Genomic DNA, 24,976 nt, shown 5'->3' on the forward strand with positions numbered 1-24,976 from the left:
CGGGTGACTAGAACTTCGGCGCGCGACGCTCCAGGAATGCTGCGACGCCCTCTTTGTGGCCGGGGCTTTGCAACAGCTCTGTTTGGAAGCGGGCCTCGTTGACCATGCTGTTCGGCAGCTCGGTCAGCGCGACGCGGTTCACAGCACGCTTCGTCTCAGCGACAGCACCGCGCGGGGACGTGGAGAAGCTTTCGGCCCACTGCTTCGCTTTATCAAGGGCACCGCCAGTCGGCGCGACCTCGGCGAACAGGCCGAGATCAACGGCGTCGGCAGCAGGAATGCGCTCCTGCAACAGGACCAGCTGCATGGTGCGGTGCCTGCCTATCGACGCCGCCAGCGTCGCCACCGCGCCACCGTCCGGCATCAGGCCGATGCGGCCGAAAGGCAGGGTGATGAATGCGGATTCTGCAGCGACGATGAGATCGCACGCGCAGGCGAGAGATGCGCCGACACCAGCGACAGCGCCCTCAGCAGCGGCGATGACAGGCACGTCGGCGCGCGTGATCGAACCGATCATGTGCTCGATGCCGCCTAGCGAGTGCGCGGCGACCTCCGCCGTGCCCTCACCGGTGAATGCCTCGATGTCCATGCCGGAGCAGAAGGACTTCTCGTCGCCGGTGATGATGATGCACCGCACCTCGGGGTTGGCATTCGCCGCTTGGACGGCATCGCCGATGGACCAGTAGGAATCCGGCTCCAAAGCGTTCCGCTTGGCGGGGTTGGAGATGCGGATGAGGGCGACCGCGCCGTCGATAAGCGAAGTGATGTTGCCCTTGAGCTCGCCTGACATCGCTGCCTCTACTTGACGAAGCCCGCGAGGCGACCGGTGATGATGTCCGCCGCCTCGTTCGCGATGCGCGGGACCAGCTCGCCACAGGTCGGGATGTCGTTGATGACGCCCTGGACGATGCCGCAGGACCAGATGCCCGCGTCCAGGTCGCCGTTCTCGTAAACGGTGCGGCCACGCTGGCCCGAGACCAGGTCGCGGACCTCGGGGAACTGCGCGCCAGCATTGAGCTTTTCGACGACCTCGCGACTGACCTCGTTGGATGCCACGCGTGCGGTGTTGCCCAGCGTGCGGAAGATGAGCTCGGTGTCGAGCTCGGAGCGCTCCACGATCGCTTCCTTGACATTGCGGTGGACCGGAGCCTCCTCGGTGCACAGGAAGCGGGTGCCCATGTTGATGCCCTCCGCGCCGAGCGCGAGCGCTGCGGCCATGCCGCGGCCGTCGGCGATGCCGCCGGAAGCGACGATCGGGATGTCGAGCTTGTCAGCCGCTGCCGGAAGAAGAACCAGGCCCGGGATGTCGTCCTCGCCTGGGTGGCCAGCGCACTCGAAGCCGTCGACGCTGACGATGTCCACGCCCTTGTCCTGCGCACTCAGTGCGTGACGCACGGAGGTGCACTTGTGGATGACGGTCACACCCGCTTCCTTGAGCATCGGAACGAGCTTCGCCGGGTTAGCGCCAGCCGTCTCGACGATCTTCACGCCCTTCTCGACAGCCACACGCAGGTACTCTTCGTACGGCGGCGGCGTGATCGTGGGCAGGATGGTCAGGTTCACGCCGAACGGCTTGTCCGTCATCTCCCGCATGCGGTCGATCTCTTTGCCGAGGTCCTCCGGCGACGGCTGCGTCAGCGACGTGAGAATGCCCAGGCCACCGGCATTCGAAACAGCGGATGCCAAGTCGGCTGTGCCGACCCACTGCATGCCGCCCTGGATGATCGGGTGCTCGATGCCGAGCATCTCGTTGACGCGGGTCTGGATTGCTGCCATTGTCGACTCTCCTTGAATCTCGCCGTGATTGTTCGGACTACCTAATGAGAGCCACATTACACATTGGCCAAAAATGTTGCGTAGGTAACGCGAATTTTGGTCGGGATGAACGCGTTGCCTCCGGCCAGGTTCGCTGAAAGGCCATGTGGAATTAACTTTTCTGTCAGTCTGAGCGCATATTCTTCACAGTATGTCTTCCACGTCCCGCCGCACTCTGCTCAAAGCGCTCGCCATCGGTGCGGGCTCGACACTCGTCGCTCCAGCCCACGCGCTCGCCCAATCCAGTAGCGAATCTTCCAGTGGATCTTCCGTGCTTCAGCTGTTCGGCCCTGCCGGCGGGAGGTCGGTCGGATCATCGGAATCCGGCCTGGTCGTCGGAAATATCGGCTCCAACGGCCGCGGGCGCTTTCTTGCCGGCGACGTGCAAGTGGTCACGGTGACGGAAGATTCCGCCACGATCACGTGGCTGACGTGGGAAGCCAAGAGTGCATCCGATAAAGCGCCGAAAGGTCTGCCGACCGCCGGCGAACTCCGCGTCTGGCCGGTCGACAACCCCTCCGATACGACCGTGGTGAAAAGCCCGTCCGACCGCTTTTTCCACCAGCTCACGGTCTCCGGTTTGCGTGCAGACACCACCTACGCATTCCTGGCTACCTCTCACGGAACCGAAGCCGCCGCGACGCACAACCGGAAGCAGGAGGGTACCCGCCTGTTCACCACCCTGTCGCGTCTGTCCGGGCCAATGCTGGGCACCATTATCGTCGCCAATGACTCCCACATTGGGGAGAACGGCGACGGCATCTGGATGAACAATTTCCCGCCTCCGGCACGTTCCCTACCGGGGGAGCGCCCGTACCCGGAGGTCTCCCTCGATGCGGTGATCGACACCGCGCACTCCGTCGGCGCTAGCCACCTGTTCGTCAACGGCGACGTCACCTCCGAAGCGCGCCCCTGGGAAATCGCAAAGGCGAAAGAGCTGTTGGACGGCTTCAACGGAAAAGTGCGTTGCACCCGCGGCAATCACGATCGCCCGCACAAGCTTTCCGACGGTCCCGAGTACGCCGACGCCCCCGCCTACGACGACAAGCACACCGATGGCTGGGGTGCCGTTTTCGAGCCCCGCCAGACCGCATGGGTGGAAGATATCCGCGGTGCCGGTGGTGACCTGATCGCGCGCGTGGTGGGCATCGACTCGACCAAACTGGACACCAGTGGCGGAATGATTTCCGACGAGCAGTTCAAGCAGATCCAGTCCATCTTCGACGAGGACCGTTCAACGCCCATCGTGGTCATGCTGCACCACCCGGCCACGCGTCAGGCAGCCTGGACCAATCCCGCTGGCCCCGCTTTTGTTCTCCGCGACATGGACATCATGCGTCTCCAGCGCATGATCGCCGCACAAGACAACATCAAGCTCGTTCTCACAGGCCACACTCACCGCGGCCGCAATAACCGCCCCGACGTTGCCAAGAACACCGTCTTCTTGGAGACACCCGCGGTGAAAAACTGGCCCACCGGCGCAACCCAGATCCGTTTCTTCCAGGATGGAATGGCGGTCAATTTCCGCCAGAATTCCTCCGAAGAAGCGCTGCGCTGGGCAGCCCGAACCCGCTGGACGATGTTCGGTCTCAGCCCCGAAGCGATGCTCGGCCCGCTCGATTCACGCGCGCTGGTGATCCGCTACTAGTCGAAGCCGAAATCGCCGAAGCCCCCGAAGCCGTCGAAGAGCCCGCCGCCATCGTCGGCGCCACCGCCGCGGGGGCTGCGCAGGAGAAGTTAGTCCCGTTGCAGTTTGGCGTCACACCAGTAACATCTGACCTGGTCTTTTGGGGATCGCGATTCGGACTAACCGCTCGATAAAACTCCGGTGCGCTGGTGATCCGCTACTAGAAGTCGAATCCGCCGCCGCCGTCGCCGAAGTCTCCGAAATCTCCGAAATCGCCGAAGAATCCGCCGCCATCGTCAGCGCCACCGCCAGCATCGCCCATGTCTCCGGCATCCGCGCCAGCGTCGCCCATGTCGCCGGCATCCGCGCCGGCGCCGTCTAGCCCGCCGGCCTCAAAGCTGTCCGCGCTGGCTGCGGTGGCCATGCCGGCGAACATCGTGGAATAGAACATCATGGAGCTCGCCGCCCACACACCAGTCATCGCGGCGGGTGCCCACCAGGCAGTGGAGTACCAGCCAGCGGGCACTGGGCGGCCGGCGACCGCGCCGCCGGGGTAGTAGTGCGGCGTGGCATTGCTTGCGTAAGGGGAGGCCTGGACGGTTTCGCCATTGAATTCGGCGCTGCGGGGCTCGCTCACGCGGCCGGCCTGGCGCTGAGCTTCAAGTTCGGGAAGCTCTGGGCCGGGCGCCAATCCGATGATCTCGCGCGCGGCGTTGACGTAATACATGCCTTCGAGCGCGGACTCGCGGGCGAGCTGAGCCTGCTTGACGGTCCGCGCCTGGGTCAGCGCAGAATTGGCGGCGTTATAGCGTTCCGATGCGTCCGCCATCGCTTGTTCCGAGGCGGTGTCTGTCCCGGAAATGGTGAGCACCTGGTGGCCGAGGCGCTCGACCCAGCGTCGTGCGTCCGCAAGCGCGTCCTCGAAATTGGCCCCGTCGACCTGTGCGCGTTGGCTGTTATTTTGCGTGCGGCCGATGAGCGTGACGGTGCCTACGACGGCCGCCGCGATGATGAGCAAGGTGACTAATCCCATGTTCGCTCCCTTCCGTAACTGCTTTCTCCAACGATATCGGCTTTCCCGACATTCCCTTCCGGCGTATTTTTGGAGTCGACCGTGCGGTGGGATACACTCGTTTTCGCGCGTATTCACGCACGTTTACGCACGTGGGAATGTCGTATAGTGGCTAATACCTCAGCCTTCCAAGCTGAAGACGCGGGTTCGATTCCCGTCATTCCCTCCACTTTTGGCCGGTTTCCGCTTTCTGTGGGACCTGCTGAAGCACAGCGAAACGCCCCGGGCATCCTGTCGGATACTCGGGGCGCTCGTTTAGTTCTGGGCTGAGCGCAGCTCCTAATGCTGGTAGGGGTGAAGGTCGAAAATGATGGCATGTTCCGGGTCTGCGCCCACGGCATAGGTGGTGTCGTCGATGCGGTAGAGGTAGGGGTGGGACCGCAGGACCTGCAGAAGGGCATCGGAGTCGGCGGTCGCCGGCGGGTTGCATGCCCTCTTCGTCAGCAGGATCTCGGTGATGGTCAGTCGGTTGTCGTGCTCGAAGAAGTAGTTGGCGGTGCCGGAATTACAGCCGTCAGCAATGCGCAGGTGGCCCCGCGCGGAGGGCTGCGACTGGAAATCGAGCGATACCTGGTCATTCTTCTGGGCGACCAGATTGCCGTTGAGGCGGCTAGCCTCGGGCGCGGTCAATGGGCGGGCGCCTTCCGGCAGGCTTTGGATCAGGCCGGTCTGTTCCTGCTGGCCGCCGCCGAAGAGCGCGGAGCTCATCTGAGCGAATCGGTTGGCGAGGTCTGGGTTGGAGGACAGCTCCTGGGCGCTTGCGGTGCCGGCGCCGAGCATTCCGGCAGTGAGGGCCGCAGTGGCTGTCGCGATGGACAGTTTCTTTACGGTGCTAGTACTCATGGCTCCAAGAGTATGAGCAGCTCACGGCAGGTCAACGGTTCCGAGTAGAAGCCGAGAGCATTGTTATTTACTCGATAGGTTTTGTGCAGGAATCTATACCGGAGGTAACGGGGCGGTCACAAAAGGTGCGTCGATAAGCGTCTTTTCGTGCGTAACCCGGCCCCCAATGAAACGGCGCTTTTTTGGCTCACGCTAGAATCGTCTCCCGTGAGCCAGCCCGGTCAACAGCCGGGCGCTTTCAATGACCTACGGGGCGTGGCGCAGTTTGGTAGCGCACCTGCTTTGGGAGCAGGGGGTCGCAGGTTCAAATCCTGTCGCCCCGACAAGGAGACATCTTAAGTCTCCTCGACATACTTTGAACTATTCCGCAATCTAGCCAGGAGAGAATTTCCGTGAAGACTTCCGTGGACAAGCTCAGCGACACTCGCGCGAAGCTGACCGTGACCGTTCCGTTTGACGAGCTCGGCCCGGAAATCGACCAGGCGTACAAGGCCATCGCACAGCAGGTCAACATCCCGGGTTTCCGTCGCGGCAAGGCACCGCGCCAGCTTATCGACGCCCGGTTTGGCCGCGGCCCCATCCTCGAGCAGGTCGTCAACGATATGCTGCCGACCCGCTACGAGTCTGCTGTGGCAGAAAACGATCTGAAGGTCATCGGCCAGCCGGAGATCGACATCACCAAGATTGAGGACAACGACTTCGTCGAGTTCACCGCTGAGGTGGACATCCGCCCGGAGATTGAGGTCCCCGACTTCTCCAAGATCTCCGTCGAGGTGCCGGCCCTGAAGATCGACGACGAGGCCGTCGACGAAGAGCTCGACAACCTGCGTGCCCGCTTCGGTGAGCTCAAGGACACCCGCCGCAAGATGAAGAAGGGCGACTTCGCGATCATCGATCTCGAAGCGACCATCGACGGTGAGAAGATCGAGGAGGCCTCCACCGAGGGCATCACCTACGAGATCGGCCGTGACGACCTCATCGAGGGTCTGGACAAGGCCATCAAGGGCCTCAAGACCGGTGAGGAAGCCGAGTTCACCTCCGAGATCCAGTTCGGCGAGCACAAGGGCGAAGAGGCCACCATCAAGGTCACCGTCCAGCAGTCCAAGGAGCGCAAGCTGCCGGAGCTGGACGAGGAATTCGTCCAGATGGCCTCCGAGTTCGACACCGTCGAGGAGCTGCGCGAGTCGACCAAGAGCCAGCTCGAGGAGAACAAGAAGGCTCAGCAGGCCGCCGACATCCGCGACGAGGTGCTCAAGGCCGCCCTCGAGCAGACGAAGTTCGAGCTGCCGCAGGCAGTTGTTGACGAGCAGGTTCACAACCAGCTCCACCAGATCCTCGGCCAGATGGCCCACGACGAGGCAGCCTTCGCCCAGATGCTCGAGGCGCAGGGCACGACCCGCGAGGAATTCGACAAGGAGTCCCGCGAGCAGGCTGAGGAGTCTGTGCGCACCCAGCTGTTCCTCGACGCCGTCGCCGACCAGGAGGAGCCGGAAGTCTCCCAGCAGGAGCTGACCGACCACATCCTGTTCACCGCGCAGTCCTACGGCATGGACCCGAACCAGTTCATCATGCAGCTGCAGCAGTCCGGCCAGGTCGCCAACCTCTTCGCCGACGTCCGCCGCGGCAAGGCTCTCGCCGCCGCCATCTCCCGCACCACCGTCAAGGATGACGAGGGCAACTCCATCGACCCGAACGACTACTTCGGCGAGATCGATGAGGACGAGGTCGCTGAGGCAGAGGCCGCCGACAAGGCAGTCGCCGATGCCGCAACCGAGTCTGAGTCTGCAACCGAAGAAGATAAGTAAGACTCTTCTCTGAACCTCCCAGCCGTGTGAACAAATCGTCCTCGGCCGGGAGGTTTTTCGCTGTCACGTCGGGGTGAGCGTCGATACGCATTGCGTTGCCCTTCTACGCTGTCAGCGAACATGGCCCCGCTAGCGGAATCCGCAACTAGGGTGGGGCGTTATCGTAGGCGAGAAACGACGATTGAAAATACTTAAAGGAGTACTTCGATGACTTCTCCGGCAACCGGCATGAATTTGGGCGACTCGGTGTACGAGCGTCTGCTGCGCGAGCGCATCATCTTCCTCGGACAGCAGGTGGACGACGAGATCGCGAATAAGCTGTGCGCGCAGATCCTGCTGCTGTCCGCCGAGGACCCGAACCGCGACATCTCGCTGTACATCAACTCGCCGGGCGGCTCCGTGACCGCCGGTATGGCGATTTACGACACGATGAAATACTCCCCGTGCGACATCGCCACCTACGGCATGGGCTTGGCGGCGTCGATGGGCCAGTTCCTGCTGTCTGGCGGCACCAAGGGCAAGCGTTTCGCGCTGCCGCACGCGCGCATCATGATGCACCAGCCGTCCGCAGGTGTGGGCGGTACCGCAGCAGACATCGCGATCCAGGCGGAGCAGTTCGCCGAGACGAAGCGTGAGATGGCTGAGCTCATCGCGGAGCACACCGGCCAGACCTTCGAGCAGATCACGAAGGATTCGGACCGTGATCGCTGGTTCAACGCCCAGCAGGCGAAGGACTACGGCATCGTCGACCACGTGATTTCCAGCGCCCAGGGCACGATCAGCAACTAACCGGCAGAGCTACACAGAAGAGGAGATAAACACTATGTCTTTCCAGATGCCCAACTCCCGCTACGTCCTGCCGAGCTTCATCGAGCAGTCCTCGTTCGGCACGAAGGAGACCAACCCGTACTCGAAGCTGTTCGAGGAGCGAATCATCTTCCTGGGCACCCAGGTCGACGACACTTCCGCGAACGACATCATGGCGCAGCTGCTCGTGCTGGAGTCCCAGGACCCGGATCGCGACATCACGATGTACATCAACTCGCCGGGCGGTTCGTTCACGTCCTTGATGGCGATCTACGACACGATGCAGTACGTCCGTCCCGATGTCCAGACCGTGTGCCTCGGTCAGGCAGCGTCCGCCGCGGCGGTCATTCTCGCCGCTGGTGCGCCGGGTAAGCGCGCTGCACTGCCGAATTCCCGCGTGCTGATCCACCAGCCGGCCACCCAGGGCACCCAGGGCCAGGTGTCGGACCTGGAGATTCAGGCCAGGGAGATCGAGCGCATGCGCCGCCTCATGGAGGACACGCTCGCCCGTCACTCCGGCCGCACGTCTGAGCAGGTCCGCATCGACACTGACCGCGACAAGATCCTCACCGCCCAGGAGGCTGTCGAGTACGGCATCATCGACCAGGTCTTCGACTACCGCAAGCTCAACGCGTAAAAAGCATTCGCTTATCGACGCCCCGCCTCATCCCTCCCAGGATGCGGCGGGGTATCGCGTTTCCGGCGGCTAGTCGCAGATGATCATTTTCTGCTTCAGTTCGTCGGGGAAACCGAGCTCTTCGACCTTCGCTTCGTCGTAGCACTTGAAACCGGTGTAGGTTTGGCCGCTCGATTCGAGCCCGGCCCACTCCTTGCCGTCCCAGTACAGGTACTCGGTGTGGTCGGTGGCGTAGATGCCCACGCTTGCGAAGCGGCCATCACAGTAGTCAGAAACTTCCTCGCCGATCTCGCCTTCTTCCACCGGCTTCCACTCGCACGGCCCCTTGTCGGATCCGGCTCCCGCGCCCGCTTCCTTGTCGCCCTTGTCTTCTGCGGCGACCTCTTCGTCCTCCGTCTCGTAAATGGTGGACACGGTGGTCGAGGGACGCTCGCTGGTCTCTTCTTTCGCCGCTTCCGTGGTCGCTGCTGCAGTTTCTTCCGCGGTAGTGTCTGCGGCGGACGCTGCGGGCGGGGACGTCATCTCCGGTTCTGAGAGAGTTTCATCCTCAGTGCCGCATGCGGCCACGGCGAGCGGGAGAGTGAGCGCGAAGAATGCGGCGGTGTAACGGCGGCGGTGGGTGTGCGTAGTCATGGCGGGGAAGTCCTTTTCATGGGGGTTGTTTTAAACAACACCCTAGCGTGTGGCTCGGACCAACGCGGGGACCAGCGTATTCGCCGATTATTGGACCACAGTACGGTCAGGCCCCGTGACGATGAATGATGCGTCGTTATAGCCGCACTCGATGCTTTCCTCATCGGGGGCCTGGCACCATCCGTTGAGGTGCTCGAGGCGCTCACCCGGGGCGAGCGCACCGTCGCCTGCGGGGATGCCCTCCAGAACGCCCCAGGAGACACCGTCGTCGCTGGCGAAGATCGCCCCTGGGCGTCCGGTGAACGGAGCCCACGGTTGGCCGGGCATGTCCTCGAGGTTCGGCACTGAGTCATCGGGGTTCGCGGAACACGCGACAGACGCTGCGCCGAGGACGCAGAAATAATTTGTGCCCGCCTTGTCCATTTCGATCACGGCAGTCTCGCCGCGCTCGTCCAAAAACTCAGCGGGGGAGACGAGCGAGTACTCGGGTTCGGTCGTCTCGCTGGCCATTTCGTTGGCCGTCTCGCTGGGTGTTTCGTTGGCCGTCTCGCTGGGTGTTTCGTTGGCAGTCGAGGTGCTCGGCTCCGGCTCGGCGATGTCCTGGTCCTCGGAGCAACCCGCGATGGCGAGCGGGAGAGCGAGGGTGGCGCTGGCGATGGCGAAACGGCGAAACATCATAGGCCGCAGTCTACTGCGCCAAAAACGACAGCAGGGCCTCGTTGAACTTCTCAGGCTGTTCTGCGCCGACTTGGTGGGAGGCATCCTCGATGACGACGCACTGGGCCTCACCGGTCACGCCTGCGGCGATCTCCTGGAGCTGCTTCGGGCCAGTCGAAGGATCCTCGGCGCCGGCGATGGTCAGTACCGGAACGCTGATCTCCTGCAGACGCTCGTCAAAGCCCCACTTCGCCAGGGCATCGCCGCATTGTGCGTACGCTTCGGGGTCGACGGATCCGACCATCGCTTTGAACTTATCGACGACACCCGCCTCCCTTTCCTTGAATCCTTCCGTGAACCAGTTGTCCACGGTCGGGTCCACGATGGAATCCATGCCGCTGTCTCGCGCGGTATCGGAGCGTTCCTGCCACTTGCCGGCACCGCCGAGGAAAGTGGCGGTGGAGGCGAAGACAGCGCGGTCAATGCGGTCGGATGTTGCAGCCAGGTACTGCGCGATCGCGCCGCCCATGGACAGCCCGACGATGGTGCAGTGCTCGATGCCCAACGAGGTCAACGTCTCGAGCACGTCCTGTGCGAGGTCGTCGACGGTGGTCATTCCCAAATCGACGGCCGGGGTGGGGGAGTCGCCGTGGCCGCGGTGATCGATGCGCACGACGCGGTAATCACCTTCTAATGCTGACAGCTGCGGCTCCCATGCCTCGTGAGTGGTGCCGATGGACGGGAGCAGAACTACGGTTTTCTCGCTGGATTCGTTGCCGGATACGATGGAGTGCAGTGTGGTCATGCTTTCATTGTTCCCAAAAACGACGCTGCGTGCAGGCGCTCAGCGGGGCCTCCCACTGTGCGTGGCTTCCATCTGAAATAGTGGTGGGAAGGAGAGCTCAGTGGCGTGTTCGAGTTGTTCGAACGGCCGCATCGGGAATGTTCACCCCACCGGGTAGCGTTGGGGTTCACAGCACGATCCTGAACCGACAAGAAGACGTAAAAGCGAGAAGTAGAACACCCCATGGCAGTTACGCAAGACAGTTCCGACCTGTTGAAGTGCTCCTTCTGCGGCAAGAGTCAGAAGCAAGTGCGCAAACTCATCGCCGGCGGCGGCGTATACATCTGCGACGAGTGCATTGAGCTGTGTAACGAGATCATTGAGGAAGAGCTGGCTGGTGCCCAGTCCCAGGACAGCGGCGAGGAAGGCAAGCTCCCGCGTCCGTCTGAGATCACGGCGTTTTTGGATCAGTACGTGATTGGGCAGGACCCGGCGAAGCGCACCCTGGCCGTCGCGGTGTACAACCACTACAAGCGTGTGCGCACGGACAAGGGCAGTCTGCGGAAGAAGGACGAGGACGTCGAGATCGCCAAGTCCAATATTTTGCTGCTTGGCCCTACTGGTTCGGGCAAGACCTACCTGGCGCAGACGCTCGCGCGGATGCTGAATGTCCCGTTCGCCATCGCGGACGCGACGAGTTTGACGGAGGCGGGCTACGTCGGCGAAGACGTGGAGAATATCCTGCTCAAACTCCTCCAGGCCGCGGATTTCGATGTGGACCGCGCGCAGAATGGCATCATCTACGTCGACGAGGTGGACAAGATCTCCCGCAAGTCGGAGAATCCGTCGATCACCCGCGACGTGTCGGGTGAGGGCGTGCAGCAGGCGCTGCTGAAGATCCTTGAGGGCACTGTCGCCTCAGTCCCGCCGCAGGGCGGCCGCAAGCACCCGAATCAGGAGTTCATTCAGGTGGACACCACCAATATCCTGTTCGTGGTGGCAGGCGCATTCGCGGGCCTGGACAAGGTCATTGCGGAGCGCGTGGGCAAAAAGGGCATCGGTTTCGGCGCGGAGATCGACAGTGCAGCGGAGCGCGAGGAGCAGAATATGCTCGCGCAGGTGCAGCCGGAGGACCTGGTCAAATTCGGTCTGATTCCGGAGTTCATCGGCCGCTTGCCCATCGTGGCGGCTGTGGAGAACCTCGACGAGGAATCACTCGTCCGCGTGCTCACCGAGCCGAAGAACTCCCTAGTCAAGCAGTACCAGCGTCTGTTTTCCATGGACGGTGCGGAGCTGCGCTTCACCGACGACGCGTTGTCGGCAGTGGCGAAGAAGGCCGCCGACCGCGGCACTGGCGCGCGCGGCCTGCGCGCGATCATGGAGGACACCCTGGTGCCCATCATGTACGACCTGCCCGACCGCGAAGACGTTGAAGAGGTCGTGGTGGACGCTGACGTGATCAACGGGGCCGGCGAGCCGGAATACGTGCTGCGGAAGTCCAAGAAGTCCGCATAACAGGGCAGGCCCCAGCTATTCGCCGGAGGGGGTGTCGGTGTAGTTGGGGTCGTAGATGTCGTCGACAAGCGTGTCCGCGATGTAGTCGCCCTCGCTGGACTCTTCCTGGCTTGCGGGCTGCGTGACGGCGGGCGTGGAATACGTCAGGTACGACTCGTAGCCCGAATGGGTGATATTCGACGTGAGGAACGTCAGCACCGCGTCAATGGTGAGGCGGCGCATGCCCTCCGTGTTGGTGGGGCTGAGCAAGTTCAAGCCGCCGAATTCATCCATCGTGGCGTGATTGCCGACGCGGAAGAATGTCAGCGACGCGATGAGCACGACGACATCCGTCGCGGAAATGCCCGGACGGAACGCACCCGCGTCTTGTCCCATCAGCAGGAGGCGTTCGATCTGGAGAAGCACCTCCGAATCGTTGCGGGTGGCGGTGAATTCTTCCGGGCTGAGCACGGGATCGAGATTCTCGCGCAAAAACAGGCGGATTGAATCCGGGTTCTGGATCATCCGGTTGTACAGCACGTCCACGAAGCGGCGAATGCCCTCGACCGGGACTGCGTAGGAACGGTCCAGGAATTCCTGAGGCGGGATGAAGCTCCACGCCGCGCGGTTGAGCGCCCGGCGGTAAAGCTCGCGCTTGTCGCCGAAGTGGTAGTGCAGCATGCGCTTGGACATGCCGGCCTCGCGCGCGATCATGTCGAGCTTGGTGGCGGCGTACCCTTCCTGCGCGAAATGGATCAGCGCAATGTCCACGGCGCGGTCCAGCGCGGCGGTGTCGGCCTTGTCGGCCGACTCATCGCCGGACTGGGTGCCGGGTTGCGGGGACTCCGTCACAACGTCTCCTTTGAAGCTTGAAAAAGGGCTCACGGCGGGGGCGCAGATGCCCTGTCGTGTCCTTATTATCGTGCCCAAATGGGGTAGGCCGTGCCGAATGAACGGAACAAGGTGGGCGCAGAATGTGGAAATTGCCTAGTGCAACGGGGGTAGCATGGGTGATGTTCAGAGAGCCCGCACGCCTATTCGGGGGGTACCGCCCACCCGGGTAGAGGGAGCAAAGCGAAGGAGAACAAATGACTAATCCGCTCGATCCCACGAAGTCCGTCAAGGTGGCCGTCACGGGTGCCGCCGGCAATATCGCCTATTCGCTGTTGTGGCGGATCGGGTCCGGCGAAGTATTCGGGGCAGAGACCCTCGTGGACCTGACACTGCTGGATATTCCGGACGCCGTGGGCACGGCTGAGGGCGTGGCTATGGAGCTCAACGACTCCGCGCTGGGCAACGTCCGCTCGATCACGGTCACCGACGAGCCGGCGAAGGCCTTCGACGGCGTCAACGCGGCGTTCCTCGTCGGCGCGAAGCCACGCGGCGAGGGTGAGTCGCGCGCGGACATGCTCGCGGCGAACGGCAAGATCTTCGTCGAGCAGGGCCGCGCGATCAACGACCACGCGGCGGAGGATGTGCGCGTGCTCGTCGTGGGCAACCCAGCGAACACGAACGCGTACATCGCCAACAAGGCGGCGCCCGACGTCGGGTCGGAGCACTTCAACGCGCTGATGCGCCTCGACCACAACCGCGCGATCTCGATGCTGTCGGAAAAGCTCGGGGAGCACTCGAGCGCATTCGAGAACATCGTCGTGTGGGGCAACCACTCGGACACCCAGTTCCCGGACATCACGTACGCGACGGTCGGCGGCGAGTCCGTGGCGGACCGCGTGGAGCGCGAGTGGTACGAAAACGAGTTCATTCCGCGTGTGGCCAAGCGTGGCGGCGAGATCATCAAGGTGCGCGGCCGCTCGTCGGCGGCATCTGCGGCGTCGGCAGCTGTGGACCACATGCGCGATTGGGTCACCGGCACGGAGGGCAAGTGGACGACGTCCGCGGTCGTCTCGAAGGGCAGCTACGGGGTCGACGAGGGCCTCGTGTTCGGCTTCCCGGTCATCGGCATCAACGGCCGTTGGGGCACAGTCGAAGGGCTCGAGCTTGACGACGCACAGCGGGCCCGCGTCGACGCCAACATTGAGGCGTTGCGCGCCGAGGCGGAGATCGCCGACAAGCTCTTCTAACACCCTCGAAGCCCGGCTGGGTACGACGGCTACACTGTCTAACCGTGACTGAATCTAGCGCGACGTACAACGAGCAGCTCATCGGTGTCAGCCGGGCGGACGCCCTGCCGAAGAGCTGGGAGCCTCAGGACCTCGAGCAGGGGATCTACGAAGACTGGGTGGCCAAGGGCTATTTCACGGCCGACCCGTCGTCGGACAAGCCCGCCTACTCGATCGTGCTGCCCCCGCCGAATGTGACGGGTCAGCTGCACATGGGCCACGCGCTGGACCACACACTCATGGATTCCCTGGTGCGCCGCAAGCGCATGCAGGGCTACGAGGTGCTGTGGCTGCCGGGCATGGACCACGCGGGCATCGCCACGCAGACCAAGGTCGAGGCCATGCTCAAGGAGACTGAGGGCAAGGACCGCTACGACTACGGCCGCGAGGAATTCATCTCCCGCGTGTGGGAGTGGAAAGAGAAGTACGGCGGCACGATCACGTCGCAGATGCGCGCGATCGGCGATTCCGTCGACTGGTCGCGGGAGCGTTTCACGCTGGACGAAGGGCTCAACCGCGCGGTCGTCACCATTTTCAAGCAGCTTTTCGACGCTGGGATGATCTACCAGGATTATCGCCTGGTCAACTGGTCCCCGGTGCTGGAGACCGCCGTCTCCGATATCGAGGTCGTCTACAAGGATGTCGAGGGCGAATTCGTCTCCATCCGCTACGGCTCGCTGAACGACGACGAGCCGCACCTCATCGTCGCCACCACCCGCGTCGAGACGATGCTTGGCGACGTCGCCATCGCCGTCCACCCCGATGACGAGCGCTACCAGCATCTCATCGGCGAAGAATTCGACCACCCATTCCGCGACGACCTGAAACTGAAGGTCATCGCCGACGACTACGTCGACATGGAGCTTGGAACCGGTGCCGTGAAGATCACCCCGGCTCACGACCCGAACGACTACGAGATGGGCCTGCGCCACGACCTGGACATGCCCATCATCATGGACAAGACCGGCCGCATCGCCGACACCGGCACGCAGTTCGACGGCCTGACCCGCGAGGAAGCCCGCGTGCGAGTTCGTGAAGAACTCGCACGGATGGGAAGAATCGTCAAGGAGGTCCGCCCGTACGTCCACTCCGTCGGCCACTCCGAGCGCACCGGCGAGCCGATCGAGCCGCGTCTGTCGCTGCAGTGGTTCGTGAAGGTCTCTGAGCTCGCCCGCATGTCCGGCGACGCCGTCCGCGAGGGCGACACCGTCATCCACCCCAACTCCCTGGAGAAGCGCTATTTCGACTGGGTGGACAACATGCACGACTGGACGATCTCGCGCCAGCTGTGGTGGGGCCACCGCATCCCGATCTGGTACGGCCCGGAAGACGCCGACGGCAACCGCGACATCATCTGCCTCGGCCCTGATGGAGAGGCGCCGGAAGGCTACGAGCAGGACCCGGACGTATTGGACACCTGGTTCTCGTCTGCCCTGTGGCCGTTTTCCACGATGGGCTGGCCGGACAACACCCCGGAGCTGGAGAAGTTCTACCCGACGACGGTGCTGGTCACCGCCTACGACATTCTGTTCTTCTGGGTCGCCCGCATGATGATGTTCGGCACCTTCGCCGGCACCCAAACAGCCGATGTCCTGGGCCAAGGCCAGGACGATCGGCCGGAAGTACCGTTCGACAATATCTTCCTCCACGGTCTCGTCCGCGACGAGAAGGGCCGGAAGATGTCCAAGTCCCTCGGCAACGGCATCGACCCGATGGACTGGGTGCGCGATTACGGTGCGGACGCACTGCGCTTCGCTCTCGCCCGCGGCGCGAACCCGGGCATCGACCTGCCGATCGGCGACGACAACGCCGCGGCCGCCCGCAATTTCGCGACCAAGCTCTACAACGCCACCAAATTCGCCCTCATGAACGGCGCCGCCGTCGGTCCGCTGCCGGCGCGCGAGGAGCTCACCGACGCAGACCGCTGGATTCTGGACAGGCTGGAAACGGTGCGGGGCAACGTCGATAAGCTTCTCGACGACTACCAGTTCTCCAAAGCCAACGAGGAGCTCTACCACTTCACCTGGGACGAGCTGTGCGACTGGTATCTCGAGATCGCCAAGACCCAGATCCCGCGCGACGGCGAGACCGCACGCGGCCGCACCACCCAGATCGTCCTCGGCCGTGTCCTCGACGTGGTCCTGCGCCTGCTGCACCCGACGATGCCGTTCGTCACCGAGGTCCTCTGGAAAGCTCTCACCGAAAAGGACTCCCTGTGCCTCGCGCCGTGGCCGACTGCCGAGGACACCAACGTCGGCGCCGAGGTCGACGAGGTTGCCCAGCGCCGCATCAACGATGCGATCGCGCTGATCACTGAGCTGCGCCGTTTCCGCTCTGACCAGGGTGTCAAGCCGTCGCAGAAGGTGCCGGCGCGCCTTGATTTCGCCAAGGCGGACCTTGTCGGCCAGGAGGAAATGATCCGCTCGATCGCGAGGGTGGAGGAGCCGGGGGAGGAATTTGAGGCGTCGGCAAGCATTGAAGTGCGTCTTAAGGAAACCACCCTGGACGCGGCCCTGGACACCTCGGGCACCGTCGACGTCGCGGCCGAGCGCAAGCGCCTCGAAAAGGAGCTCGCCGCCGCGGAGAAGGAGCTGGACACCACAGGCAAGCAGCTCGGCAACGAGAACTTCCTGGCAAATGCTCCGGCCGAGGTCGTGGAGAAGATCCGCGAACGCCAGAAGGTCGCGCAGGAAGAGGTCGAGCGCGTCACCGCGCGCCTTAACGCGCTGCCGGAGGCCAAGTAGTGGCGGACCGCGAGGAGAGCGGATACGACATCCGCATGGACGAAGACGGGCTCGTGCTCAATTTAGGCGACGAGCTTATCGACGACACCCCCGCCGACCCCGACGCCGCCGCCCCCGTCCCGCGGCCCGTGAGCGAGGATGATCTCGCCGAACTCGCCCGTGTGGAGCGCGAATTGCTCGCGCGCTGGCCTGAAACGAAGATCGACCCCAGCCTTGAGCGCATCGAGCCGCTCATGGATTTCCTCGGCCACCCGGAGCGCGCCTACAAGGTCATCCATGTCGCCGGCACGAACGGCAAGACGTCGACGGTGCGCATGATCGAGTCGCTGCTGCGCTCTTTCGGCGCGCGCGTGGGCCGCACGACGAGCCCGCATCTGCAGTCGATCACTGAGCGCGTCGGCATCGACGGTGAGCCGATCCACCCGGCTGATTTCGTGCGCATCTACGACGAAATCACACCCTTCATTGAGATGGTCGATGCGAAAAGCGACCACCCGATGTCGTATTTCGAGGTCACTGTCGCGATCGCGCTCGCCGCTTTCGCTGATGCCCCCGTCGAGATCGCCGTCGTCGAAGTCGGCATGGGTGGCACGTGGGACGCGACGAATGTCGTCGAATCCGACGTGGATGTCATCATGCCCGTCGGCCTCGACCACACCGACTACCTCGGCGACACCATCGCTGAGATCGCGGCAGAGAAAGCAGGCATCGTGCGCCGCCCTGAAGCCGTCACCGTCGTCGCGAACCAAGAATCCGACGCGATGCGCGTCATCCTGGAGCGCACCGTCGAGGTCGGCACCGCGGTCGCGCGTCTCGACGAAGAATTCGGCGTCGAGGAAGCCGGCGTCGCCGTCGGCGGCCAGACCCTGAAGCTGCGCGGCCTGTCCGGCACCTACGACAACATCTTCCTGCCGTTGTCCGGCCCGCACCAGGCCCGGAACGCAGCCGTCGCACTCGCCGCTGTCGAAGCGTTCTTCGGTGCCGGCGCGGAGAAGCCCCTCGACGCCGACACCGTGCGCGAAGGGTTCGCCGCCGCCGTGTCCCCGGGGCGTCTCGAGCGCGTGCGCTCCACCCCGACGACGTTCATCGACGCGACCCACAATCCGCACGGCGCACACGCCCTCGCCGCCGCGATCGAGCGTGATTTCAACTTCGCGCGCCTCATCGGCGTACTCGGCATCCTCGACGACAAGGATGCCGTCGGCGTGTTCACCGCGCTCGAGCCCGTGTTGAGCGAAGTGGTCATCACCCAGAACTCGTCGCCGCGCGCCACCGACGCGTACGAGCTCGCCGAGACCGCGCGCGACATCTTCGGTGAGGAGCGCGTCCATGTCGAAGAGCACCTCCCGTCCGCGTACACGCTCGCCGTCGAGCTCGCCGAAGAAGCGCTCGAAGCCGTCGGCGCGCAATCCGGCTCGGGCGTGCTCATCACCGGCTCCGTCGTCACTGCCGGCGAGGCCCGCGCCATGTTTGGAAAGGACCCCGAATAATGTCCCGCACGCCCCGCAAACCCGTCGAGTACGGCCCGCTCGGCCCCGGCTCCGCGCCCGTCAAGGACCCGATCAAAGGCCTATCCGGCGTGCTCTCCGGCACCCTGATCATGGAAGCGATCACGATCTGGCTGTGCCTGACCGTGATCCTCAAGATCAACGACGGCGAAATGTGGACCACGTTCAACTGGGGGTTCATCACGGTCATGGGGTTCGCGCATTTCATTGCGGCATTCTTCCAGCGACGCCCGGGAGCATTGCTTATCGACGTCGCCCTCCAAGTCCCCCTCATCATTATCGGCTTTTTCATCCACTGGTCCGTCGGGGCAGTGGGCATCATGTTCGGAATCGTCTGGTTCCTGATCGTGAAGATGCGCGCCGATATCCTGGAACGCCAGCGCCGCGGGCTCCTCACCACGCAGCACCTGGGCACTGCCGACGAGGAGTAAAAAGTGCGAGTGGCCCGTCGATAAGCGCTGCGAAATGTGAGCGGTGCTACCCCGGTCAGAAAAAGTGATCGAGGCGCGGAACTCGACTGTGATCTTTCCTATAATTGTGTGGATGTGTAATCCAGCACAACGATGAAGGAGATCCATGTCTGAGCCTATTTACATCACCCAGGCCAAGCGCTCGCCCGTCGGCACGTTCGGCGGTTCGCTGTCCCGTATGGCCACCATCGACCTCGGCACCCACATCGCCAAGGCCGTGATCGAAGAATCCGGTGTCTCCGCCGAGAACTTCGACTCCTCCGTGTGGGCCAACGTGGTCACCACGATCCCGCGCGACAACTACACCTCCCGCGCTGTGGCTTTGGAGGCTGGACTGCCGCAGAGCTCCCACGCTTACGGTGTGAACCGCCTCTGCGGCTCCGGCGTGCAGGCCATTATTTCCGCAGCGCAGCAGCTGATGACGGGTGACGCGAAGCTGTCGCTCGCCGGCGGCGTCGAGGTCATGTCCCAGGCTCCGTACTCCGTCGAGGGCATGCGCCAGGGCCGCAAGATGGGCGACGGCCGCCTGATCGACTGGCTCACCGGTGCGCTGACCGACCCGATGGGCAACGGCGGCATGGGCATTACCGCGGAGAATATCGCCGCGAAGCACGACATTTCCCGCGAGCGCCAGGACGAGTACGCCCTGCAGTCGCAGGAGCGCGCCGCCGCCGCGATCGCCAACGGTGAGTTCGAGGAGCAGATCGTCCCGGTCGGCGAGTTCACCACCGACGAGCACCCGCGCCAGACCACGCTGGAGAAGCTCGGCGGCCTCCGCCCGACCTTCAAGAAGGACGGCACCGTCACCGCCGGTAACTCCTCCGGCATCAACGACGCTGCAGCCGCCACCGTCATGACCACCGAATCCGGCCTGAAGGAATTCGGTCTCGAACCGCTGGCCAAGATTGTCTCCTGGGGTGTCGCGGGCTGCGACCCGGCCACCATGGGTCTCGGCCCCGTCGCCGCTGTGCCGAAGGCGCTCGACAAGGCCGGCCTGTCCTTGAACGACATCAAGCTCATCGAGTCCAACGAGGCGTTCGCCGCACAGTGCATCGCTGTCGCGGACCAGCTCGGCTTCGACAACGACAAGACCAATATCCAGGGCGGCGCCATCGCGCTCGGCCACCCGATCGGCGCCACCGGCGTCGTTTTGACCACCAAGCTCATCCACCAGCTGAAGAATGCTGGCGGCGGCTACGGCCTGGTTACCGCCTGCATCGGCGGCGGCCAGGGCATCGCACTCATTCTGGAGGTTTAAAACACATGGCAGCTAAAGACATCACCACAGCAGCAGTTCTCGGCGCAGGCTCCATGGGTGCCGGCATTGCCGCGCACATGGCCAACGCGGGCATCAAGGTTCAGCTCCTCGATCTGCCGATCGAAGGCGCTGAAGGGGACGAGCGGAACGGTCGCGCCCAGAAGGGCATCGACACCCAGCTGAAGCGCCACGGCTTCCAGCGCCCCGAGAACGCGGAACTGATCACCCCGGGCAACACCGAGGACCACCTGGACCGCCTGGGCGAGGTCGACTGGATCGTCGAGGCCGTCTTCGAGGACATCGACGTCAAGCGCGAGACCTTCGCCAAGGTCGACGCCCACCGCAAGCCGGGCACCCCGGTGTCGTCGAACACCTCCACCATTCCGCTGGAGGTCCTGCTCGGCGAGGCATCCGACGAGTTCAAGCGCGACTTCTCCATCACCCACTTCTTCAACCCGCCGCGCGTGATGCGCCTGGTGGAGTACGTTGAGGGGCCGGACACCTCCGCCGAGGTCAAGGAGCAGATGCACCACGTCCTCGAGCGCCAGATGGGCAAGGTCGTCGTGGATTGCCGCGACACCCCGGGCTTCATCGCGAACCGCATCGGCAACTTCTGGATGGCGGTTGGCGCGAAGACCGCCTTTGACACCGGCATCAAGCCGGAGCAGGCGGACGTCGCGTTCGGCAAGCCGTTCGGCGTTCCGCGCACCGGCATCTTCGGCCTGTTCGACTACGTCGGTATCCAGCTCGTCCCGGGCATCTGGGGCTCGCTGCTGAAGGCCCTGCCGGAGTCCGACGCGTACCACGACTACAACATCGTCGAGCGCGACGAATTCAAAACCCTTCTGGACAAGGGCTTCACCGGCCGCACCGCGGAGTCCGGTTTCTACCGCGGCCGCGACGAGGTCTACGACTTCTCCGCGGGCGACTACCGCCCGAAGGAGAAATTCGAGGTCGGCAAGGACCCGAAGGAGCTCATCGAGTCGGGCACCCCGGAGGGCGATTACGCGAAGGAGGTCTTCGCGACCTTCATCAAGTACTGCTGCGACACCGCGCCGGAGATCGCGGACACGGTCGACCAGATCGACATCGCGATGCAGCTCGGTTACGGCTGGAAGAAGGGCCCGTTCGCACTCGCGGATTCGCTGGGCATCGACTTCGTCGCATCGCTTATCGACGACGCCCCGGCCCTGCTTCAGTCCGCCCAGCAGACCGGCGGCTTCTACGCCGACGGCAAGGTGCTCGGCACCGACGGCAACCTGACCGACCTGCCGGAACGCGAGGGCGTCATCCGCGTGGCTGAACTCGTCGCTGGCGCCGAGGAGATCGCTGGCAACGACGACGCCACCGTGTACAAGCTCACCGACGGCGACTACGCCGGCTTCGGTGTCTTCGTCTACAAGACCCCGATGAACTCTAATTCCAACGCCGTTACCGAGCTGTGGACGCACGCGCCGGAGTGGGACCTCAAGGGTCTGGTTATCGCGAACGACGAGGAGCGCGCCTTCTCCGCCGGCGCCGATCTGGGCACCCTGGCGAAGCTCTCCGGTCCGGAGGGCGACGCTGAGGAGCTGGCACGCACCATCAAGCAGGGCATCGACGGCCTGCACGGCGCACGTGTGGCTCCGTACCCGGTGGTCGGCGCTGTCCGCGGCGTGGCCCTCGGCGGCGGCATGGAGCTGCTGCTGCACACCGACGCTTCGGTGATCCACGCCGAGTCCCGCGTGGGCTTCCCGGAGCGCAACGTCGGCCTCTTCCCGGCCTGGTCCGGCCCGGTGCGCCTGCTGGAGCGCCTGGTCGAGATCGGTGCGCCGAACCCGCACGCCACCGCGTTCGGCGTGCTGCTCAACGTCAAGCCGGTCCCGGCTGTCAACGTCGATTTCTGGCGTGAGAATGACGAAGTCATCCAGTCCCCGGACCACGTCGTCGAGGGCGCCCTTGAGCTGGTGAAGAAGCTCGCCGAGGGCTACTCCGCACCCGCCGACGCCGAGCTCCCGCTCACTGGCGACACCCTGGCCTACACCGACGGTTCCGAGACCGACAAGGCCATCGGCGAGGCTCTCGCCAAGGTCTTCACCGGCGAGGGCACCGCGACCGAGGATGAGCTGGCCCAGCGCCAGGTCGACGCCGCCACCGAGGTGCTCCAGCGCCAGGAGAACCACGACCGCGCCGTGTCCATGGCGACTACGCGCAAGCCGCTGAATAACTAACCGGCTCTCGACAAAACCGGCACCCCGCACGATCGCAGGGTGCCGGTTTTGCGCACTATAATGCGCAAAGATCGCTTTCTACGGGTTGCGGATTCGGTTAGCGTGAAAATCATGACGTTCACTGACATGATCCGCACGCTGTCCGACAGCGTTGTGGACTCGCTCGCGGATTTCGACCGCGAGGTCGCGCTCGCCGCCGGGCTCGATCCGCGGCGCGTCCGCGACTGGGAAGCAGTGAGCAACACCTATTTCGGGCGCACGAAATGGACGAAATGGCAGCGAAAAGCCCTCGATAGGGCACGGACGAGCGGGCTGTCGATTGATCAGCTCGCGTTCATCGAATCGCGCCTTTCGCTTATCGACGATCCCTCCACCCGCTGGAAGACCCGCCTTTCCTTACTGAATAGCCGCGGTACCTTCGACGCTGTGAAGCGCCGCGCGAAGAAACTGGTGCCGGACCCGGAACCTGCTGCGCCCGCAGACGCCGTCAAATTCGGTCGCTCGCGGATGGGGAAGCGCTCCATGACCGTGACCGCCGACGAGCGCCTGCTCTCCGACACCGAGCAATTTCTGCGTGACGGCATTGATTCTTCGAAGCCCGCCATGCCCCAGATGGCGTCCAGATTCGAGGACCTGCTGCGCGGCAACCTCGAAGGCAACTCCGAAGGCAACACCGACGGTGCGCCCGTTACAGGCGTCCCGCACGCGCAACCGCGGCCACTCGTTCTTGTCGGTCTGCCGGATTTCGTGGATATTGTCCGCGGTAATGGTGACGAGGTTATTCTCGGGCTTACCGACGGCACGACCATGACGGGTGCAGAATTCCTCAACCGGTTCATCGCCACCGCCGACAATGAGCTGGAAGCCGCGGTCTTCCACCCGCAAAAGGGCGCGGTGAATCTGTACCGGTTGAGCCGCTTCGCCAACCAGAAGCAGCGGGATCTCGCGCGAGCCGCGATGCCGATGTGCTCGCAGCCGTTCTGCCGCCACTGCGCAGACACATGCGAGATCCACCACGTCACGCCGTGGAGCAGGGGAGGAGAGACCAACCTGGACAACCTCGCGCCCTTGTGCAGCTACCACAACCGCGTCAACGACGACGATCCGCGGCGGCGAAAACGCGGGCGTATTCACATGCGCCGGGGCACCCCGGTCTGGGTTTCACCCCGCGGAACACCCGTGCGTCGCACACATCATTCGTTCGGCGCCATGAGCATCCTCTTCGGCTGTTAAACCGTAAAACCGGGCCCTGCATCAGCAGGACCCGGCATTCAGAGTGCCTTAAGAGCGGTAAGCGGACACTCCGGTGATGGACTTGCCCACGATGAGGGACTGGATGGTGTCCGTGCCCTCGTAGGTGTGGAGCGACTCGATGTCGGCGTGGTGGCGTGCCACGTCATTTTCGAGCTGGATGCCGACGCCGCCGAACATGTCGCGGGCGTCGGCCGCGATCTTGCGTGCGCCACGGGTGTTGTGGACCTTCGCCAGGGCTGCCTGCTTCTCGTTGAGCTCGCCGGCCTCCTCCAGCTCCAGCAGACGGCGGCAGTACAGCGCCATCGAGGTCACTTCCTGCAGCATGTCGGCCAGGCGCAGCTGGATGATCTGGTTCTTCACCAGGGGGCGACCGAACTGGACGCGGCGCTGTGCGTAGTCGAGTGCCTTCTCGTAGCAGTCGATCGCCATGCCGAGTGCCACCCATGCCACTGCGATGCGGGTGCCGGTGAGCACCTTCGCGGTGTCCCGGAAGGAGTGGGAATTGGGGAGGCGGCGGTCGTCGGAAACGCGGACGTCGTTAAGCGTGATGTGCGCCTGCGGAATGCCGCGCAGCGACGCCTTGCCCACGATCGTCTCCGCCGAGTACCCCTCCTGGTCCTGGTCGACGATGAAGCCCTTGACCTCGCCGTCCTCCTCATCGCGCGCCCACACGATCGTGATGTGGCCGACGGAGCCGTGGCCGATCCACTTCTTCTCGCCGTTGATGATCCATTCGTCGCCCTCGCGGCGTGCGGATGTCTCAAGGCCGATCGAATCCGAACCGTGATCCGGCTCCGTCAGCGCGAAGGCGCCGCGGATCTCCATGCGCGACATCGGGCCCAAGTACTTCGCCTTCTGCTCCTCGGAACCGCACTCGGAGATCGAGCGCATGGCCAGGCCGGACTGCACGATGTGTGCGGTCGCGGTGGACGCGTCGGTGCGCGCGAATTCCATCTGGATCAGACGGTTCGCGCGGATCGAGATGCCGGGCTCACCGTCGATGGAAATACCGTCGGTGACCAGACCGCGGCGCGCGGCTTCCTCCACACCCGGGATGTTGTACTCGGCCTTTTCCCACGCCTCGTTGATCGAGGGGCGGGCGAATTCCATGAACTCGCGGGCCTTCTTCCACCACTCGAGGTCCTCGCCGTCGACGTCGGCGAACACGCGGTAGTAGTCGGTCTTCGGATCGAGGAGGGCGGCGACGCCGTCGGTCACGTTCTCTTCAGTCATGAGTC

The 24,976-nt window shown here is 63.9% G+C and carries 21 protein-coding genes and 2 tRNA genes; 14 read left to right on the forward strand and 9 right to left on the reverse strand.

Annotated features, from left to right (window positions below):
- Positions 1–7 precede the first annotated feature (7 nt).
- Positions 8–790 carry an enoyl-CoA hydratase-related protein gene (locus ACUY2Y_RS01815; protein WP_448324564.1) on the reverse strand — a complete coding sequence of 261 codons (783 nt, stop codon included), beginning with the start codon at positions 788–790 and terminating at the stop codon, positions 8–10.
- Positions 791–798: 8 nt separating this feature from the next.
- Positions 799–1,776 carry an NAD(P)H-dependent flavin oxidoreductase gene (locus ACUY2Y_RS01820; protein WP_448324565.1) on the reverse strand — a complete coding sequence of 326 codons (978 nt, stop codon included), beginning with the start codon at positions 1,774–1,776 and terminating at the stop codon, positions 799–801.
- Between the two features lie 190 nt (positions 1,777–1,966).
- Between ACUY2Y_RS01820 and ACUY2Y_RS01825 the strand changes: the two genes are divergently transcribed.
- Positions 1,967–3,463, forward strand: a complete 1,497-nt coding sequence (locus tag ACUY2Y_RS01825) for a metallophosphoesterase (RefSeq protein ID WP_448324566.1) — start codon at positions 1,967–1,969, stop codon at positions 3,461–3,463.
- 199 nt (positions 3,464–3,662) lie between these two features.
- Here the strand turns inward: ACUY2Y_RS01825 and ACUY2Y_RS01830 are convergent, their stop codons facing one another.
- Positions 3,663–4,475 (reverse strand): DUF1542 domain-containing protein, encoded by an 813-nt coding sequence (locus ACUY2Y_RS01830; RefSeq protein WP_448324567.1) that lies wholly within the window; start codon positions 4,473–4,475, stop codon positions 3,663–3,665.
- 133 nt (positions 4,476–4,608) lie between these two features.
- Between ACUY2Y_RS01830 and ACUY2Y_RS01835 the strand changes: the two genes are divergently transcribed.
- Positions 4,609–4,683: transfer RNA gene (locus ACUY2Y_RS01835), tRNA-Gly, on the forward strand.
- Positions 4,684–4,793: 110 nt separating this feature from the next.
- Here ACUY2Y_RS01835 and ACUY2Y_RS01840 read toward each other — a convergent pair.
- Positions 4,794–5,357 carry an META domain-containing protein gene (locus ACUY2Y_RS01840; protein WP_448324568.1) on the reverse strand — a complete coding sequence of 188 codons (564 nt, stop codon included), beginning with the start codon at positions 5,355–5,357 and terminating at the stop codon, positions 4,794–4,796.
- Positions 5,358–5,606: 249 nt separating this feature from the next.
- Here ACUY2Y_RS01840 and ACUY2Y_RS01845 point away from each other — a divergent pair.
- From ACUY2Y_RS01845 to ACUY2Y_RS01860, 4 genes are all read left to right on the forward strand, one after another.
- Positions 5,607–5,680: transfer RNA gene (locus ACUY2Y_RS01845), tRNA-Pro, on the forward strand.
- A gap of 69 nt (positions 5,681–5,749) precedes the next feature.
- Positions 5,750–7,162, forward strand: coding sequence for a trigger factor (gene tig / locus ACUY2Y_RS01850; RefSeq protein ID WP_448324569.1), 1,413 nt, complete (start codon positions 5,750–5,752; stop codon positions 7,160–7,162).
- A gap of 207 nt (positions 7,163–7,369) precedes the next feature.
- The gene (locus ACUY2Y_RS01855; protein WP_259902197.1) at positions 7,370–7,951 is read left to right on the forward strand and encodes an ATP-dependent Clp protease proteolytic subunit; all 582 of its coding nucleotides are present in this window, start codon (positions 7,370–7,372) and stop codon (positions 7,949–7,951) included.
- Between the two features lie 34 nt (positions 7,952–7,985).
- A complete protein-coding gene (locus tag ACUY2Y_RS01860; protein WP_246874871.1) occupies positions 7,986–8,606 on the forward strand; it encodes an ATP-dependent Clp protease proteolytic subunit in 621 nt (206 codons plus the stop codon).
- A gap of 69 nt (positions 8,607–8,675) precedes the next feature.
- On the opposite strand, the gene ACUY2Y_RS01865 is transcribed toward ACUY2Y_RS01860, so the two are convergent.
- From ACUY2Y_RS01865 to ACUY2Y_RS01875, 3 genes are all read right to left on the reverse strand, one after another.
- Complete coding sequence (locus ACUY2Y_RS01865; protein WP_448324570.1) at positions 8,676–9,239, reverse strand: hypothetical protein; 564 nt, start codon at positions 9,237–9,239, stop codon at positions 8,676–8,678.
- Positions 9,240–9,326: 87 nt separating this feature from the next.
- Positions 9,327–9,917, reverse strand: a complete 591-nt coding sequence (locus tag ACUY2Y_RS01870; RefSeq protein WP_448324571.1) for a hypothetical protein — start codon at positions 9,915–9,917, stop codon at positions 9,327–9,329.
- A 10-nt stretch (positions 9,918–9,927) separates the two neighbouring features.
- Positions 9,928–10,701 carry an alpha/beta fold hydrolase gene (locus ACUY2Y_RS01875; RefSeq protein ID WP_448324572.1) on the reverse strand — a complete coding sequence of 258 codons (774 nt, stop codon included), beginning with the start codon at positions 10,699–10,701 and terminating at the stop codon, positions 9,928–9,930.
- 222 nt (positions 10,702–10,923) lie between these two features.
- Between ACUY2Y_RS01875 and clpX the strand changes: the two genes are divergently transcribed.
- Positions 10,924–12,195 carry an ATP-dependent Clp protease ATP-binding subunit ClpX gene (gene clpX / locus ACUY2Y_RS01880; RefSeq protein WP_259902202.1) on the forward strand — a complete coding sequence of 424 codons (1,272 nt, stop codon included), beginning with the start codon at positions 10,924–10,926 and terminating at the stop codon, positions 12,193–12,195.
- A 15-nt stretch (positions 12,196–12,210) separates the two neighbouring features.
- On the opposite strand, the gene ACUY2Y_RS01885 is transcribed toward clpX, so the two are convergent.
- Complete coding sequence (locus ACUY2Y_RS01885) at positions 12,211–13,026, reverse strand: TetR/AcrR family transcriptional regulator (RefSeq protein WP_448324573.1); 816 nt, start codon at positions 13,024–13,026, stop codon at positions 12,211–12,213.
- A gap of 236 nt (positions 13,027–13,262) precedes the next feature.
- Between ACUY2Y_RS01885 and ACUY2Y_RS01890 the strand changes: the two genes are divergently transcribed.
- The 7 genes from ACUY2Y_RS01890 (at position 13,263) to ACUY2Y_RS01920 (ending at position 23,717) form a co-directional block, all read left to right on the forward strand.
- Positions 13,263–14,255 (forward strand): malate dehydrogenase, encoded by a 993-nt coding sequence (locus tag ACUY2Y_RS01890; protein ID WP_448324574.1) that lies wholly within the window; start codon positions 13,263–13,265, stop codon positions 14,253–14,255.
- A gap of 44 nt (positions 14,256–14,299) precedes the next feature.
- Positions 14,300–17,038: a valine--tRNA ligase gene (locus ACUY2Y_RS01895; protein ID WP_448324575.1), complete on the forward strand. Its 2,739-nt coding sequence runs from the start codon at positions 14,300–14,302 to the stop codon at positions 17,036–17,038.
- A gap of 35 nt (positions 17,039–17,073) precedes the next feature.
- Entirely contained in the window at positions 17,074–18,528 is a 1,455-nt protein-coding gene (gene folC / locus ACUY2Y_RS01900; protein WP_448324703.1) for a bifunctional tetrahydrofolate synthase/dihydrofolate synthase, read from the forward strand.
- Positions 18,528–18,977, forward strand: a complete 450-nt coding sequence (locus ACUY2Y_RS01905; RefSeq protein ID WP_448324576.1) for a DUF4233 domain-containing protein — start codon at positions 18,528–18,530, stop codon at positions 18,975–18,977. Before folC ends, ACUY2Y_RS01905 begins: the two co-directional genes overlap by 1 nt.
- Positions 18,978–19,122: 145 nt before the next feature.
- Positions 19,123–20,274: an acetyl-CoA C-acyltransferase gene (locus ACUY2Y_RS01910; protein ID WP_448324577.1), complete on the forward strand. Its 1,152-nt coding sequence runs from the start codon at positions 19,123–19,125 to the stop codon at positions 20,272–20,274.
- 5 nt (positions 20,275–20,279) lie between these two features.
- Entirely contained in the window at positions 20,280–22,484 is a 2,205-nt protein-coding gene (locus tag ACUY2Y_RS01915; protein ID WP_448324578.1) for a 3-hydroxyacyl-CoA dehydrogenase NAD-binding domain-containing protein, read from the forward strand.
- Positions 22,485–22,595: 111 nt separating this feature from the next.
- Positions 22,596–23,717, forward strand: a complete 1,122-nt coding sequence (locus ACUY2Y_RS01920; RefSeq protein ID WP_448324579.1) for an HNH endonuclease signature motif containing protein — start codon at positions 22,596–22,598, stop codon at positions 23,715–23,717.
- Positions 23,718–23,765: 48 nt separating this feature from the next.
- Here ACUY2Y_RS01920 and ACUY2Y_RS01925 read toward each other — a convergent pair whose 3' ends face one another.
- The gene (locus ACUY2Y_RS01925; RefSeq protein WP_448324580.1) at positions 23,766–24,971 is read right to left on the reverse strand and encodes an acyl-CoA dehydrogenase family protein; all 1,206 of its coding nucleotides are present in this window, start codon (positions 24,969–24,971) and stop codon (positions 23,766–23,768) included.
- Positions 24,972–24,976: the final 5 nt, after the last annotated feature.

It is taken from the genome of Corynebacterium sp. 20-84 (assembly GCF_053479455.1).

What these genes read in the sequence shown, in the direction of transcription:
- ACUY2Y_RS01855 (WP_259902197.1), top strand. Translation starts at nt 7,370, where the DNA reads ATGACTTCTCCGGCAACCGGCATGAATTTGGGCGACTCGGTGTACGAG.
- clpX (WP_259902202.1), top strand. Translation starts at nt 10,924, where the DNA reads ATGGCAGTTACGCAAGACAGTTCCGACCTGTTGAAGTGCTCCTTCTGC.
- ACUY2Y_RS01825 (WP_448324566.1), top strand. Translation starts at nt 1,967, where the DNA reads ATGTCTTCCACGTCCCGCCGCACTCTGCTCAAAGCGCTCGCCATCGGT.
- ACUY2Y_RS01860 (WP_246874871.1), top strand. Translation starts at nt 7,986, where the DNA reads ATGTCTTTCCAGATGCCCAACTCCCGCTACGTCCTGCCGAGCTTCATC.
- ACUY2Y_RS01915 (WP_448324578.1), top strand. Translation starts at nt 20,280, where the DNA reads ATGGCAGCTAAAGACATCACCACAGCAGCAGTTCTCGGCGCAGGCTCC.
- ACUY2Y_RS01875 (WP_448324572.1), bottom strand. Translation starts at nt 10,701, where the DNA reads ATGACCACACTGCACTCCATCGTATCCGGCAACGAATCCAGCGAGAAA.
- ACUY2Y_RS01905 (WP_448324576.1), top strand. Translation starts at nt 18,528, where the DNA reads ATGTCCCGCACGCCCCGCAAACCCGTCGAGTACGGCCCGCTCGGCCCC.
- ACUY2Y_RS01920 (WP_448324579.1), top strand. Translation starts at nt 22,596, where the DNA reads ATGACGTTCACTGACATGATCCGCACGCTGTCCGACAGCGTTGTGGAC.
- ACUY2Y_RS01910 (WP_448324577.1), top strand. Translation starts at nt 19,123, where the DNA reads ATGTCTGAGCCTATTTACATCACCCAGGCCAAGCGCTCGCCCGTCGGC.
- ACUY2Y_RS01890 (WP_448324574.1), top strand. Translation starts at nt 13,263, where the DNA reads ATGACTAATCCGCTCGATCCCACGAAGTCCGTCAAGGTGGCCGTCACG.
- ACUY2Y_RS01840 (WP_448324568.1), bottom strand. Translation starts at nt 5,357, where the DNA reads ATGAGTACTAGCACCGTAAAGAAACTGTCCATCGCGACAGCCACTGCG.
- ACUY2Y_RS01925 (WP_448324580.1), bottom strand. Translation starts at nt 24,971, where the DNA reads ATGACTGAAGAGAACGTGACCGACGGCGTCGCCGCCCTCCTCGATCCG.
- ACUY2Y_RS01870 (WP_448324571.1), bottom strand. Translation starts at nt 9,917, where the DNA reads ATGATGTTTCGCCGTTTCGCCATCGCCAGCGCCACCCTCGCTCTCCCG.
- ACUY2Y_RS01820 (WP_448324565.1), bottom strand. Translation starts at nt 1,776, where the DNA reads ATGGCAGCAATCCAGACCCGCGTCAACGAGATGCTCGGCATCGAGCAC.
- ACUY2Y_RS01830 (WP_448324567.1), bottom strand. Translation starts at nt 4,475, where the DNA reads ATGGGATTAGTCACCTTGCTCATCATCGCGGCGGCCGTCGTAGGCACC.
- folC (WP_448324703.1), top strand. Translation starts at nt 17,074, where the DNA reads ATGGACGAAGACGGGCTCGTGCTCAATTTAGGCGACGAGCTTATCGAC.
- ACUY2Y_RS01815 (WP_448324564.1), bottom strand. Translation starts at nt 790, where the DNA reads ATGTCAGGCGAGCTCAAGGGCAACATCACTTCGCTTATCGACGGCGCG.
- ACUY2Y_RS01865 (WP_448324570.1), bottom strand. Translation starts at nt 9,239, where the DNA reads ATGACTACGCACACCCACCGCCGCCGTTACACCGCCGCATTCTTCGCG.